Origin of the sequence: Actinomadura scrupuli, assembly GCF_050971785.1 — a bacterium.
Lineage (GTDB): Bacteria > Actinomycetota > Actinomycetes > Streptosporangiales > Streptosporangiaceae > Actinomadura_E > Actinomadura_E scrupuli.
Map to the genome: position 1 here is coordinate 46,480 of NZ_JBPCCU010000009.1, position 13,916 is coordinate 60,395.

The following is a 13,916-nucleotide window of genomic DNA, read 5'->3' on the forward strand; positions in this document are numbered from 1 at the left end:
CCAAAGGACCTGTGCTCACCCACCAGGCGTCACCGCCCTCGGGTTCGGATCAGATCCTTCGGAATTGGTGAGCCCGCGGGTATCTGTGGTGAACCGTTCGATGGGCCCGGCGCTTTGCGCCTGCAGGGTGAAGGACGGCAGGAACGGGACGAGAGACAGCGCCCGGCCGCGGACCTGGACGCGGACCGCGGTGGAGGTCACGGTGGTCGAGGCGGTGATGCCGGACAGGAAACCGCCCGCCGTCCTGGTGGCGTACTGCTGTGCCACGGTGGCGCCGGAACTGCGGGAGGCGTGTTCGGCGCGGGCGGCTCGTACGCCTTCCTGGGCGGCGGCGAGCGCGATGGAGTGGGCGAAGTACAGCAGGAACACCTGCATGCAGACCAGGATGGTCATCATCAGCACCGGGAGCGCGATCACCGTCTCGACGCTGAGCGCACCCCTCTCACCCCGAACACCCCTGCTCCCGTCCATGGGTGCTCACCCGAGCTTGAGGGAGTTGGCCTTGGCGATGACCTTGGCGCCGATGATGCCCAGCGCGGTCAGGGCGGTGGCCACCAGAATCCCGGTGATGATCATCGCTTCGGCCGACATCGCGCCAGCATCGCTCCCGTCCCCGCTGGTTGCCCGGCGCAGGCGATCTCTTAATCCGGCGGCGTAGGCGCCCAGGTAGGCGACTTCGGCGGGCAGCAGCTCGTGCATGGCGTTCTCCTCTGTTGTGAGTCAGGAAGTTGCAGGTCAGGACGTTCTAGGTCAGGAACAGGCGATAGACGGTGGGGAAGCAGACCAGCAGCAGGAATCCGCCGATGGACATGGCGATGGCCACCGGCATCTCGCTAGTGCGGCTGTTGGCTTTCGCTCGGGCCTCGGCGAGCGCCGCGCTGCGCATCGGGGTGGCCTTGGCGAGCAGGGTGGGCAGCACCGACGCGCCGACCGCCCCGGCGTCCTCGGCGATATCAGCGAGCTCGGTCAGCTCCGGTACTCCGGCTTGGCGGCGGAGGTCTGCCAGGCCGTGCCACGGCTGCTCGCCCGCGCTCCTGGCCCGAGCCAGTACGTGGTCGATGCGGGTGAAGACCCACCCGCGGCACACGTCCGCGGGTGCGTACAGGGCCTCGCTGGGCCCGGCACCTGCGGCGCGTTCCAGGGCGACCAGGTCCAAGTAGGTGGACAGGGCGGCGCGGAACTCCCAGCGCAGCTCCGCAGCCTGCCGGCGAACCGCGATGGAAGGAACCAGCGCGAATATGGCCCCCAGGACCAGCCCGGCCCCGGCGGGTAGCGGCCAGGACAGGGCACCGTCCAGCATCAGGGACGCCACCAGGTTCAGCACGGGTGGGATCGCCAGGCCGAGCAGCAGGTACCCGATCCTCTTGATCACGAAGGTCTCGACATCCACCCCGGCCAGGTCGATCGGCGACCGGAACACCGAGCCGCCCGCTACTGGGCAACCAGCTCACCACCCACCGCCCCAGATCAGCTCTCCCAGACGGCTCGCCAGCGGGTTGGGTGCCGTCGAGCCGGTCGAGAGCGGCGGACAGCCGGGGCGGGGCGGGCCGCAGCTGTACGGCCACGGTGATGAGCCCGAGTTCGAGGAGACAGCCTCCCGCTACGGCGAGGACGTTCACCGGCTCGCCTGTGTCTGCGATGCCGGGCCTACCTCTACTGCTTTGAGTTCTGTGTGGTGCAGGGTGCTCTGGTGGCGCTGGGTCGCAGGTCGTAGCGGGTTGGCCTGATCTTGCTGATTTCTCGCCGTTCCGTCGGGATTCCTGACAGGATGCCGATGTTCATGACGTCGTATAGATCTTGGTGAACCGGGGAGTGCCGGGTGCTGGCTCGCCGCGGTGGGTGCGGGCATCGCACCCTGCTGCTGGCCGACCCAGTCAAAGTCAAACTCGCCGCCTACCTCGACGACCGCCATCGCCGGTGTCCAGGAAGCCGCAACCCCCACTTCTTCGTGCACTGGCTGAACGCCTCGGCCACCGGCCCGGTCAGCCGCCACTGGGTCAACGGCCGCCTCGGCATGCCGGCCACCGCTGTCCGCCAAGACCGCATCGTTGACGAAGTCCCCGCCACCGGCGGCGACCTGCGCCGTATCTGCGACCTGTTCGGCGTGACCATCGCGACCGCCGAGCACTACACCACCGTGCTCAACCCCCCGACCTGACCGCCACCGACGAATGATTCGCAAGAATTGAAGAACCAGCGCGGACGTGAACCGCGATCGCTAAGCACTTCCGCCCTAGACGACAGCCAGCCACACTGCTCATGACAAGGGAGCACGGGGAGACGCCAATGACGACCGAGGACCAGTTGTCCGAGCACGAAAGTCGCATTGCGCAGGCTGCTCGCTCCGGGCAGCTGGTCGATTGGCGCTCCACCGATACCGGGCTCGAGGATCCCGCCAACGGTGCCGATTGGGACGAGACCCGCTGCATTCGCGCAGAATTCCTGATCGACCTGCTCACCGCGGAACGAGCAGCCGATAACGGACGCAACCGAGCGATCAAGATACGAGGCGCCCGTATCGTCGGCCAGCTCGATCTGGAAGCCAGCGTTCTCATGTGTCCGCTGCTTCTGCACGACTGCTACATCGAAGACCCCATCAACCTCGATGAAGCCACTGCACCCGCGATCCGGCTGCCAGGTTGCTACATCACCAGCCTGTCCGCCGCGCAATTGCGAACCACCGGGAGCCTGGATCTCAGTGAAGGCTTTACGGCAAAGGGTGAGGTGTTCCTGGCCGGCGCCCACATCGGCGGTCAGTTCCTCCTTGGCGGAGCATCCCTTAGCAACGAGCAAGGCCGTGCGCTGACCGCCCACCGGATCAGCGTCGGCCACGACATGCTCTGCGTGGACGGGTTCGCCGCAGCAGGAGAAGTCAATCTGGCTGGTGCCCACATCGGCGGAGAACTCAGCCTTGAAGGAGCATCCCTCAACAATCCCGGTGGCCATGCGTTGAGCGCGGAAGGGCTCACTGTCGATGAAAGTATGCTCTGCATCAATGGGTTCAGCGCAGTCGGAGAGGTCGACCTGGTCGGTGCCCAGGTCGGCGGAATGCTGATGCTCAATGGGGCATCTCTCAAGAACGCCGGCGGGTATGCGCTGAGCGCCGACAGGCTCACCGTCGACCAGAGTTTGCAGGGGTTTGACGGGTTCACGGTCGAGGGAGAGGTACGCCTGGCCAGCGCCCACATCGGTGACATACTCGACCTCAGCAGCGCAAGTCTGAAAAATCCGGGCGGGTATGCCTTGAACGCCGACCGGCTCACTGTCGATCAGAGCATCTTCTGCATGGACGGATTCACTGTTGAGGGGAAGATGAGCATGATCGGCGCTCACGTCAGCGGCCAGCTCGCACTCAACGGAGCCACCCTCAGCAACCCGGGCGGAGACGCGCTGCGCGCCAACGGGCTTACCGTCGAGCAGGATATGTTCTGTCTGCATGGGTTCACCGCAGCAGGACAAGTCGACCTGGCCGGAGCTCGCATCGGCGGTCAACTCGGACTCAATGGGGCCACCCTCAACAACCCAGGCGGGAGCGCTCTGCATGCCGACGGGCTTACCGTTGAGCAGGACATGTTTTGTCAGAACGGCTTCACCGCCAATGGGGAGGTGAGCCTGCAAGGTGCCCAACTCCGTTCCAGCCTGTTGTTCAAAGAAGCATCTTTGAACAACCCGGACGGCTGCGGCTGGGCGCTGAACCTCAGGAGAGCAAACATCGCGCACCTGAGTCTCCTGCTGGCGCAACCCCCTGATGGAGGGATCGATTTCACCAATGCGCGCGTGGGTGTCTTCGACGATGCTCAGCCCACCTGGCCACGCTTCCAACTGCTGCGCGGATTCACCTACGAGACGATGGGCAATGAACAGATCACTGTGCGGGACCGCCTGCGCTGGCTGAAGCTCCAGACCGACGGCTACAGTCCGCAAATCTATGATCAGCTCGCCGCAGCGTACCGGCGTGCCGGACACATCGAGGCGGCCCGCACGGTCGGCGTGACCAAGCAGTGGCGGCGCCGCAGCCCACTCAACCCGTTCAACTGGCTGATGTACCTCACCGTCGGGTACGGATACCGCACCTGGCTTTCCGGCCTCTGGCTGGCCGCGCTGGCCATCCTTGGTGACGAGGTGTTCACACGCACCAACACTCAAAACTTGATGCGAGCAAGCTCCGGCGCACCCACTTTCCATCCACTGGCGTACGCCCTTGACGTCCTGCTGCCCATCGTGGACCTCGGCCAGGAGAAAGCCTGGACAGCCCAAGGCTGGGCCCTGTACTGGTCGTGGTCGCTCATCGCAGCCGGATGGGTCCTGACCACCGCCGCGGTAGCCGGCCTGACCGGAATCCTCAAACGCGACTAGCCGGCCAGCTCCTGAACCCAAGCACCCACGCTCACTCACCAGGAGCCACCGCCCCCGGGTTCCTGCTGGAAGACCCTTCGGAATCCCTGAGCCCACCGGGGCCGGTCAGGAACCGTGGTGCCGAGTCCGGGCCGCCGAGCCGGTGCAGCCACCACAGCGCACCCCCGTAGCAGGCCGCGGCCAAGGCCAGCACCACCTGCCCGGCCGGGTACCGAACGGCTGCACGTAGGAGCGCTGCAGGACCGCGACGGTGGTCAGCACCGCCAGGATGGCGATGACCCACCGCACCGTCGTGCGGTGCTCGGCGCGCGCCGCCTCGACCTCGCGGCGGTCGCCGATGTCCCGGGCGACCAGCTCGGCCAGGGCGGCGAGCACCTTGCTGCCGCCGGTGCCACGGCGCCAGGCGACCAGGATCAGCGCGGCCGTAATGCGGTCCGCGACCGGGTCGTCCAGCTCCTGCGCGAAGTCACGTAACGCCTGCTCGGTAGGCATACGGGAGACGTTGATCCGGCGGGCAAGAGCGCGCACCGGCTCTGCGATAGGGGTCGGCACGTTACGGGAGGCGCTCTGCTGGAGGGCCTGCTCCAAGGCCCGCCCGGCGGCCAGCAGGTCGGCGAGCCGCCGCGTCCACTGCTCCAGCCCTTCCAGTCGCGCGATGCGATCCCGCGCCGCGTGCCCGGCGATGACCTGGGGGACGGCGATCACGCCTGCGGCGACCGCGACTGCGATCACGGGCCATCCGGTGAACGCGAACGCTCCCGCACCGGATCCCGCCGCTACCGCGATACGCCGGAGGACGGTCCGATCCACTCGCCCGTGCTACCCGACCCAGGCCATGTCGCGGTCCGGACCAGCTCGGCCCGCACGCGGAGTCGCGGGCACGCCAGAGGGCGCCAGCGCGACGAGGACAGACCCAAGATCAGCACGGCGGTCATCGCGAGGGGCGCGTGCACCGCGACTCCAGGAGTTCCTTTTGATAGACCCGCCAGCGGCATCGTCACCCCGGCGTAGGTAGGCGCGAATGGGTACCAGGCTGGTCCCCTTGGTGCCGGAGATCAGATGGTGAGTTCTCGCATCTGCGACCCCGGCCGTGGACGCGTCCTGGCATTCGGTCAGCTTCGCGGTCCGCTCGTTCACCTTGATGGTGAGAATGTGGACGGTGACATACCCCCATGCCTCGATGTGCCGACCCGGCCACCTGGCGGTGCCAGCCAACTCCTTGGCCATGGCCTCGGGGGTCAGGTAGGGCGCGAGCAGGACCCTGGCCTGGCTTGCTGGGAGTTTCTCCGCCCGCACGGAGGCCACCCAGTAGTCGGTGTAGGCCTGTGCGACCGCCGCCTGATCAGTTACCGGCGAAGACGATGCTGCTGAGGGCGTCGCGCGCACCAGCATGCTGTTGGCTCCAGTGGACGAACATCCGGAGAGCAGGCAGCCGACCATTAAGGCACAGGCCGACGCCACATGGAGATGCCGCCGACATGCGACCGCCACCAGAGATCCCCCCTGAATCACTGTGCGTCATAGCCGAGTACGCAGAGTAGCGCAGGATGGCTGAGTGCGACGCAGAAAGAGGTCGCTCGGATATCCGCGCTGCGGGCCCAGATGACACCCTGATGCTTCGGTGATCCCTGAGCCCGCCGCCGCGGCCATGGCCGTAGCGCTCAGGTCAGTCGCGACACGAGTGTCCTGGGCCAACACAGAACCCCGCGGCCTGCACGGTCAATTGGTCGGGAACGGCCCGCGGTATCTTCCACATCGCCCCTGGCACCGACGGCTGTTCCATCATTCCCCAGGGTTTGGTTCACTTCGCGCCACGGAGCGGCGCCAGGCCGAGGGTGTGTGTCCGCGGGCACGTTTGAACGCGACGCTGAACGCGAACGGATCCTGGTAGCCGGACTGGCGGGCGACGGTGGCGACGGTGTGCCGGGTGTCGCGGAGCAGGTCGGCGGCGAGGGTCATGCGCCAGTCGGTGAGATAGCCCAGTGGCGGCCGGCCGACCAGGGCGGTGAAGCGCTGGGCGAAGGCGGCGCGGGACATGCCGACCTTGGCGGCCAGCGCGGCGACCGTCCACCGGTGGGCTGGGTTCTCGTGCAGGAGGCGCAGCGCCGCACCGATCGCTGGGTCGGTCAGCGCTCGATACCAGGCGGGCGGTGTCGCCTCCGGCCTGGTGCACCAGGCTCGCAACGCGATCACGAGGACCAGGTCCAGAAGCCGGGCGAGGACCGCGTCCTGACCCGGCTCATCGCGGGCCGCCTCGGCGGAGAGCAGATCGAGGGCCGTCCGAGTACGCGGCCCCGCGGGCACGACCGCCAGCGGCGGAAGCAGGTCCAGCAGGCGGGAGGCCACATCACCGTGCAGCTCGTACACGCCACGGAGCATGACGGTGGCCCCGGACAGGCCGTCACCGTAGGTGCGAGGTGCCAGCATCGTGTGGGAGCCCGCCGGGGAGCCGGAGGGAAGGTACTTGCGTCCGCCGCGGATCACGAACTGGGGTGTGGTCGCAGGGTCGTCCGCGATCGTGTACCCGCCGGGTGCGGTGACGAGGGCGATGTCACCCGCGGTCAGGCGCGTGGGAGCGGAATCCCCGGACCAGATCCAGGCATGACCGCCGAGCGTGGCCGCGATCGTGAGCGGCGGCGCGTCAGCGTACGTCATCGCCCACGGTGGCCGCTGGATCAGCTGTCTGATCAGGGCGTTCTGCGCGCGGGCTCGGTGCAACAGGTCCGTCAGCACATCCACGTCTTCACCGTAGACGATCAAAAAGGCATCTAGGATTTTCACCCATGGATCGTCTAGGCATCGGTGGGATTGGCTGGACGCCATGACGAAGTCCATCGCAGTTTTCGGAACCGGCCCTGGTGTGGGCCGGGCCATCGCCCGCCGATACGGACGAGAGGGGTACGAAGTCGTCCTGGTCGCCCGCCGCCAGGGACCCCTGGACCTGCTCGCCCGGGAGCTGTCCGCCGAGAGCATCACCACCCACGTGATCAGCGCCGACCTCGACCGGACCGACGGCGTACCGGCGCTCGCCGAGCAGATCCGTGCGTGCGTCGGGGATCCCACGGCGCTCTACTACGGTCCGGTGCCCACCGACCCGGTGTTCGTTCCCGCCGTCGATCTCACATCGGAGATGCTTCAGGACCGCATGCCGATCACGTTGTACACGCTCTTGGCCCTGGTACGGGAGTTTCTCCCCGCCATGATCGAGCGGGGCGACGGCGCCATCCTCAGCGCTCAAGGAGCCGCCGCCGTCCAGGGCCGGGCGAACATGAGCGGCTGGCCCACAATCCTGGCCGCACAGCGCAACTACCTACACTCACTCGCAGCCGAGGTCGCCGACAAGGGCGTCCACGTCGGCATGCTCTACATCGGCGCCCGCATCCTGGGCACCCCCTTCGAGGCCGATTACCAGCGGCGCCAAGCCCAGGGCGAACCCGTGCCCGACCTGGCCGCCGCCGACCCCGCCGAACTGGCCGACATCCTCTGGGACATGCACACCAGGCGGAACCGCCACGAAACCGTCGTCCCCGCAGGGCTCCTGGATGGATAACACCGAACATCACCTAGCCGTCAGGACTCATCCGCTGGCAACAGCAGAACGACGAGGGCTTCCAGCGCGACGGCTGAAGACGACAATCTCGATGCGACAAGGCACCGATCTTCCGCGTGGACGCGATGGATCACCCGGAAAGTGTTCCGCTAAAGGACCGTCCGACGAGACATGCCTAGTCATCTTCCTGGAGTGACCAGCGAGGACGAGACGGGCGACTGGGTAGAGGACGCCGAGGAGTCGCTGACGGCCATCGCCGGCGTCCGCTCCGAGCCCGCCACCGGAGACCTGCGCCCGCTGTATCTGGCGTGGCTGTCGGCCTACCCAGCCTCATCGAACGATTCGACCGCGCCGGTCTCACCGACCGGTTCACCACTTGACGATCCAGCAACGGCGCATCTGCCCGGTCCAGACCCGGCAATTGCCGGGTCGGGTCAAGGCTGAGCGCAGCGGCCGAGCTTCCGCTGATATTGACGGCACATGACACCCACCACAGAGCTCCGGGCGGCTCACCTTCGCTACCGGGCACGACCCCCTGCCTCGGCGAAGTCGTACGCATAGACTTCGGGCGCCCTTCGCTCGCCAAGGCGGGTGAGACCAGACGCCGGCACCGTGCGGATCCTGCGCCCAGCCTGCCAAGAACGATCGTGCACGCGCCGTTCGCACCTACCTTTCAGGTTTGCGGCGGGTCGGTGATGCCGGCGCGTACGGCCAGGACGGCCAGGCGGATGCGGTTCGGGGTGCCGGTTTTCGTCATGAGGCTACTGATGTGCGTTTTCACGGTGGTGACGCCGAGGTGTAGCCGGTGGGCGATCTCCTGGTTGGAGTGACCGGCGGCGACCAGTGTGAGGACCTCGCGTTCTCGCGGGGACAGGGTTGGGAGCGGAGCGGTCGGGGCTTGGCATGGCGTGTCATGGGAGCGGACGGCTTGATCCACGAGGCGGTTGAGGGCGGTCTGGCTGAATGGGCTGTCGCCGTCGGCGGCCCGGCGGACGGCGTCGAGGAGCTCGCCCGGCGGCGTGTCCTTGACCACGAAGCCGCAAGCACCTGCGGCCAGCGCTGGATAAAGGTGGTCGTCGTCGTCGAAGGTCGTCAGCGCCAGTACCCGCGTTCCCGGTCGGGCCGCCATGATGCGTGCGGTGGCGGTCACCCCGTCCATGCCTGGCATGTGCAGATCCATCAGGATCACGTCGGGTAGGAGCTGCGTGGCCAGCCGGACCGCCTCGTGCCCGTTGCTCGCCTCACCCACGATCTCCACGTCGGACGCGGACTCGCAGAGCATGGTCAAACCCATGCGGACGAGGTGCTGGTCGTCGACGAGCACGACCCGGATCACGGCTCTGGCTCCGTGACGATCGGTAGTTCTGCGGACAACAGCCACCCCCGTCGGCTCGGGCCCGCGTGCAGCCGTCCGCCGAGCAGTTCCACTCGTTCCCTCATGCCGGTCAGACCGTGCCCGGATTTCTCCGGTGGGTGATCTGCGGCGTCGGCGTCGTTGCAGATCAGCAGTAGCAAGGTGCCTTCTTCCATTCGTAGCGACAGCTGGGCATGCGCGGACGGGCCTGCGTGCTTGGCGACGTTGGCCAGACCTTCCTGGATCAACCGCAACACCGTGAACCCCCGCAGAGTGTCCAGTCCGGCGACGGCCGGGTCGATCGAGGCCTCAATGGTGACCCCGGTCTTGCGGGCGTGCTGCACAACGGTGCTCAATGCGGCGGGCAGCGCAGCCGGATCGATCAGGGGTGGGTTTTCGTGCACCGAATCGGGATCGCGGAGTACTCCGACCAGGCGCCGCAGGTCCGCGAGTGCCGCCGTGCCGGAGGCGTGCAGGTCGCTGAGCACCTCGGCAACGCGTGGCTCGGCCTGCGGCAGGACATGTCGGGCCACGCTTACCCGGAGCACCATCGAGGACACGTGGTGAGCCACCAGGTCATGCAGCTCGCGGGCGATCGCGGTCCGCTCGGCCGCGCGCACGGCGCGCGTCTGCGACAGTCGCCGCTGTTCCTCCTCGGTAGCTTTGTTCCGGGCCTCGCGGGCATCTTCGCGTACGGAACGGATGTAGGCGCCCACCAGCAAAGGCACGCCCATGGTCGTCCCGACGCGGAACAGCACAGGAAATACTTCCGTTGGCGGCCGGCCGGCCCATTCGACCGCTATGGCCATGGCGAGCGCGCATCCGCCGACCGAAAGTTGCCGGCCCGACCGGCGCACGGCCAGTTCGAACAGCGCGACACCGTCCATCACTTTCACCGGCACGACGGCCCCCGCCTCGCTGACACCGGCGACCGCGACCAAGGTCGACAGGCCCAACACGGCGGGCAGCGGCCATCCACCCGCACCCAGGAGCAACACGTATCCCGTCAGGACGAGCGCCCAGTCCCTGGCCGTCTCCGGCCGGTGCAACAACGTGAGATCACCGATGACCAGGGCCGTGAGCAGCAGCAGGCGAACCGGGCTGAACCTGTGGGCGGCGGCACGTTCCACCCATTCGGTGAACACCTCCTGACTATAAGAGCGGGATGTGCTCATAGGGATCCTCCCGCCGGAGGAGGCAGGCTCCTGCGACTGGCCGCCATGACCAGCCGCCAGGCGGCACGGGCGGACCCATCGGCGGAGGTGCCCGGCCGTGCGCCCTGGTTGGCTCGAATGTCATGAGCACTGGAAAGGAATCGATGAGCAGGCGAGCGGTCGTGGGCGCTACGGCGGCCTTCGGACTCGCCGGGATGGCCGCCTCAACTCTGGGCCATGAGGGGCGGGCCGAAGCGGCGGCCGCGCCGTACAAACGTTTCAACCTACATCAAGGCCGACGTGCGCATTCCCGACCAGATGAAGAGTTTCGTGGACCGGGTCGCGGCACTGTACGGCAGGCTCGACATTGCCTTCAACAACGCCGGCATCGGCAACGCCTCCAAACCGCCCCACGACATCAGCGTCGAGGAGTGGGACGACGTTCACCACACCAACGCCCGCGGTGTCTTCCTCGCGATCAAGTACGAGATCCCGCACATGCTGAGGACCGGCAGTGGCGTGATCATTTGTACATCCTCGGCAGTGGCCGAACTGGCGCGCGCACCGCTTGCGGCCTACGGCTCGAGCAAGCGCGCCCTCCAAGGAGTCGTCAAGTCATCCGCGCTCGCACACGGCCCTAAAGGCATTCGCATCAACGCGATCCTGCCCGGGCCCACCGACACTGCCTTCGCCCGCCCTGCAGGAATTCCCGACGCCGATTGGAAACGATTCAAAGAGGCGTTCGGACCACTCAACGTCGACGGCCTCGAACGGATGGCCAGCCCACAGGAGATCGCGAACGCGGTGTTGGCACTCGCATCTGACCAGTTCACCTATATGACCGGCGCCTCGGTCGCGGTCGACGGCGGCCTCACCACCGGCCGGGAGATGGACCTACCCCCGGGCGTAGCACATTAGTAGCGAGCATCAGGAGAAGCCCGTGAAGTCACATCCAGTCGAGGTCGGCGTCCGTATGATCCTCGTGACCCTCGGGGTCATCACAACGCTGCCGGTACTGGCGCTGGGCTGGCCGAAGACGCTCCATGCATACGCCGGCCTCGGCGTCCCCTCCGACCCGATGACCCTGGCGTTGCTCCAGCATCGGGGAGTCTTGCAGGCGGCACTCGGCGCATCCCTGGTGTGGGGAGCATTCCAGCCCGCCGTCCGGATTCAGACCGCCGTCACGGCGATCACTACCAAGTCGACGTTCCTGATCCTGATCGCCAACCTGCCCGGCCCATCAAAGCTCGACGACGTCGCAGGAGTGCCGTTCGACACCGTGGCCATAGCGCTTCTAGCGATCATCGTGGTCATTTCGATCACGCAGATACGCGCCAGGCGAATGACCACCACGCCGGCAGAGGCAGGTCCGGTCTCATCTCCCTCACGCCGCTAAACCTTTATCCGACGCCCGCTACGCGTACGAGACCGGTGTTCCGGTCGGCGCGAGTCGAGCAGTCCTGGTCGGCAGCGACGGCGTCGTACGCGACGACAGCTGGATCGAGGTCTTCACCTCCGCCAGCGGCACCATCGCGCTGGTGCAGGCGTCCGGCCCCGGCAAGAGAGTGCGCCGCGGGCGAAACGCCGCCAGAGATTCCCGTCGCCCTCTCTTCGGCCAGGTAGCGGTAAGAAGTCACTGAGCGCGTACCGGATGGTCTCCGAAGATCCGTGTGAGCGTCGCCGCCTTCCAAAGCTGCGACGATAAGCTTCCCGACCAGCATGGCGTCCGCGTCAGCCATCGCTTGGGGCCAGGCCTGAGAGCCCCAGCTACCCCATCACGCAGTGATCGCAGGCCCGTGCCCTCTGGATCCAGGCCCAGGATGGTTCCGGACAACGCGAAGAAATCCCCATGGACCAGGTGGCACCGGGGATCCGACGTCAGGACGGCGCCGAGCGGTAGCAGCTCCCGCTCATGCCACTCGATCACTTCGCCGAGCGCCTCCACGACAGCCAGAGTGCGCACGCGCGAGTCTTCCAGTACGGCCTGGGCGGTGTAGCCGAGGCCGAGTTCCCCAAACGAGGACGTCCAACCCGGTGTTCGGAAGTCCCCTCAGACCCAGCTGGGCCACGCTATCTCGCCCACTGTGGACAGGTCTGTGAACAGACCCGGCTGAGAGTGCCGGTCACGGTCGGGTGCGTTGATGGGCTGCGAAGCCAGCAGGATCTGCTGTCAGCCAAACCTGAAATCTGTAGTGGTCGGTGTAGACATTGGGGTTGGTTGTGGGTAGTGTTCCTGTCATCGAGAGAGAGCAAGTCCATGAACGAGGCAGAGGACGAACTGCCCGCTTTGATGGATCGCAGTAAGGGCGAAGGCCAGGCGTACCGGGGTTGATGCAGTAGGAGGCCGGTACGGCAGGCGCGCGTCCTTGGCGGCCCGGTAGGTCGCCGTAGCAGTGGAGTTGGAGTGCCCAGAGGTTGTGGGCGAGGCAGGTGGGATGTGCCGGGGCCAGCGCAAGGCAAGGGGCTCGGGCCATCGGTCTGCCTCAGGGAAGGTCAGCAACAACAGCAGTACAGGCAACAGCAGTGCGAAGGTTCCACCAGTAGTGAGAAGGGAGTGTTCGCATCATCGGGATCGCCTGATCGGTGGTTGTTCGCTGATCGGGTACCGCAGTTCCACAGATTGGGTGGTGGTCTTCGGTCAAGCATTCGCGATCCCCGCGTCCCCTGCACGTCCAGGGATGTGGAAGACAACAGGCCGGTCTCGCTACCGGTAGATGATGTGCAACCTCAGAAGGATCGGGCCCCGGCGCACACGCGCCGGGGCCCCTGGCGTCGTTACGGAAGGTTTCATGACGCGAACCACACCAGCAGGAAAACCCGCCTCCGTGGCGGACCGGATCGATGATGAGGACTATCCCGCCTACAGCATGGGACGCGCCGCCGAGATCCTCGACGTGACGCCGGCATTCCTACGGGCCCTGGGTGCCGCGAAACTGATCGAGCCACTGCGCTCCGACGGCGGCCATCGCCGGTTCTCCCGCTACCAGCTCCGCCTCGCCCAACGGGCTCGGGAGCTAGTCGACGCCGGCACCGGCCTCGAAGCGGCCTGCCGGATCATCGTGCTGGAAGACCAGCTCGCCGAAGCACTCCGCATCAACGCACAACTCACAGCCAACAAGTAACAAATAGCCCCTGCCCGTGATTCACAGGAGCGCTGACTCCCGGAAACCCAGTCAGGCGACCGGATCGCGGTCGAGCCGGGCCGACACATCCAGGGGGAATCGAACTTGGCTGTCGTCCCCCATCGGACACAACCGCTCGCACATATGGCGGAGCTTGGGGAAAGGGTCTTAGTCCCACACCGTCATGAACCACCATGCGCGGTGGACGAATCACCCCAGGGCAAATCGGCCAGCGATGACGACCACGCAACCCTGCCATGGCGCCAGTCGAGCACGGGTCTGCCTGGCTCCCCGTTAGGGGTTCGAATCCGCGCACGAGGAACGGCGCGCCAGTTCAACGAGCGGACGCGCCGGAGGTAACCTCGGTGATCTAGCTGACC

Annotated in this window: 15 protein-coding genes; 7 read left to right on the forward strand and 8 right to left on the reverse strand. The window is 66.7% G+C overall.

Features of this window, described 5'->3' with window-relative positions:
• Positions 1-15: 15 nt before the first annotated feature.
• Genes ACRYCC_RS32735 through ACRYCC_RS32745 form a run of 3 tightly spaced genes read right to left on the reverse strand, consistent with a single transcriptional unit; the run spans position 16 to position 1,420 of the window.
• Positions 16-471 carry a TadE/TadG family type IV pilus assembly protein gene (locus tag ACRYCC_RS32735; RefSeq protein ID WP_433817629.1) on the reverse strand — a complete coding sequence of 152 codons (456 nt, stop codon included), beginning with the start codon at positions 469-471 and terminating at the stop codon, positions 16-18.
• 6 nt (positions 472-477) lie between these two features.
• Complete coding sequence (locus ACRYCC_RS32740) at positions 478-699, reverse strand: hypothetical protein (protein WP_433817630.1); 222 nt, start codon at positions 697-699, stop codon at positions 478-480.
• A gap of 46 nt (positions 700-745) precedes the next feature.
• On the reverse strand, positions 746-1,420 hold the full coding sequence (locus ACRYCC_RS32745) for a hypothetical protein (protein ID WP_433817631.1): 675 nt from the start codon (positions 1,418-1,420) through the stop codon (positions 746-748).
• Between the two features lie 399 nt (positions 1,421-1,819).
• On the opposite strand from ACRYCC_RS32745, the gene ACRYCC_RS32750 reads away from it, so the two are divergent.
• Together ACRYCC_RS32750 and ACRYCC_RS32755 are read left to right on the forward strand one after the other, a co-directional pair.
• Complete coding sequence (locus ACRYCC_RS32750) at positions 1,820-2,158, forward strand: hypothetical protein (protein WP_433817632.1); 339 nt, start codon at positions 1,820-1,822, stop codon at positions 2,156-2,158.
• A gap of 128 nt (positions 2,159-2,286) precedes the next feature.
• Complete coding sequence (locus ACRYCC_RS32755) at positions 2,287-4,356, forward strand: hypothetical protein (protein WP_433817633.1); 2,070 nt, start codon at positions 2,287-2,289, stop codon at positions 4,354-4,356.
• 105 nt (positions 4,357-4,461) lie between these two features.
• Here the strand turns inward: ACRYCC_RS32755 and ACRYCC_RS32760 are convergent, their stop codons facing one another.
• The 3 genes from ACRYCC_RS32760 to ACRYCC_RS32770 all read right to left on the reverse strand — a co-directional run bounded on the left by ACRYCC_RS32760 (position 4,462) and on the right by ACRYCC_RS32770 (position 7,095).
• Positions 4,462-5,088, reverse strand: a complete 627-nt coding sequence (locus ACRYCC_RS32760) for a type II secretion system F family protein (RefSeq protein WP_433817634.1) — start codon at positions 5,086-5,088, stop codon at positions 4,462-4,464.
• Between the two features lie 87 nt (positions 5,089-5,175).
• A complete protein-coding gene (locus ACRYCC_RS32765) occupies positions 5,176-5,748 on the reverse strand; it encodes a hypothetical protein (RefSeq protein ID WP_433817635.1) in 573 nt (190 codons plus the stop codon).
• A 390-nt stretch (positions 5,749-6,138) separates the two neighbouring features.
• Entirely contained in the window at positions 6,139-7,095 is a 957-nt protein-coding gene (locus ACRYCC_RS32770) for an AraC family transcriptional regulator (protein WP_433817636.1), read from the reverse strand.
• An 82-nt stretch (positions 7,096-7,177) separates the two neighbouring features.
• On the opposite strand from ACRYCC_RS32770, the gene ACRYCC_RS32775 reads away from it, so the two are divergent.
• Together ACRYCC_RS32775 and ACRYCC_RS32780 are read left to right on the forward strand one after the other, a co-directional pair.
• Positions 7,178-7,906, forward strand: coding sequence for an SDR family NAD(P)-dependent oxidoreductase (locus tag ACRYCC_RS32775; protein WP_433817637.1), 729 nt, complete (start codon positions 7,178-7,180; stop codon positions 7,904-7,906).
• 192 nt (positions 7,907-8,098) lie between these two features.
• On the forward strand, positions 8,099-8,350 hold the full coding sequence (locus ACRYCC_RS32780; RefSeq protein WP_433817638.1) for a hypothetical protein: 252 nt from the start codon (positions 8,099-8,101) through the stop codon (positions 8,348-8,350).
• A 229-nt stretch (positions 8,351-8,579) separates the two neighbouring features.
• On the opposite strand, the gene ACRYCC_RS32785 is transcribed toward ACRYCC_RS32780, so the two are convergent.
• Both ACRYCC_RS32785 and ACRYCC_RS32790 read right to left on the reverse strand, forming a co-directional pair.
• A complete protein-coding gene (locus tag ACRYCC_RS32785; RefSeq protein WP_433817639.1) occupies positions 8,580-9,242 on the reverse strand; it encodes a response regulator transcription factor in 663 nt (220 codons plus the stop codon).
• Complete coding sequence (locus tag ACRYCC_RS32790; protein ID WP_433817640.1) at positions 9,239-10,405, reverse strand: sensor histidine kinase; 1,167 nt, start codon at positions 10,403-10,405, stop codon at positions 9,239-9,241. The genes ACRYCC_RS32785 and ACRYCC_RS32790 overlap by 4 nt, the downstream gene beginning before the upstream one ends.
• A gap of 246 nt (positions 10,406-10,651) precedes the next feature.
• On the opposite strand from ACRYCC_RS32790, the gene ACRYCC_RS32795 reads away from it, so the two are divergent.
• The 3 genes from ACRYCC_RS32795 to ACRYCC_RS32805 all read left to right on the forward strand — a co-directional run bounded on the left by ACRYCC_RS32795 (position 10,652) and on the right by ACRYCC_RS32805 (position 13,536).
• Positions 10,652-11,332: an SDR family NAD(P)-dependent oxidoreductase gene (locus tag ACRYCC_RS32795; RefSeq protein ID WP_433817641.1), complete on the forward strand. Its 681-nt coding sequence runs from the start codon at positions 10,652-10,654 to the stop codon at positions 11,330-11,332.
• Between the two features lie 55 nt (positions 11,333-11,387).
• Positions 11,388-11,810, forward strand: coding sequence for a hypothetical protein (locus tag ACRYCC_RS32800; protein ID WP_433817642.1), 423 nt, complete (start codon positions 11,388-11,390; stop codon positions 11,808-11,810).
• 1,393 nt (positions 11,811-13,203) lie between these two features.
• The gene (locus ACRYCC_RS32805) at positions 13,204-13,536 is read left to right on the forward strand and encodes a MerR family transcriptional regulator (RefSeq protein WP_433817643.1); all 333 of its coding nucleotides are present in this window, start codon (positions 13,204-13,206) and stop codon (positions 13,534-13,536) included.
• Positions 13,537-13,916: the final 380 nt, after the last annotated feature.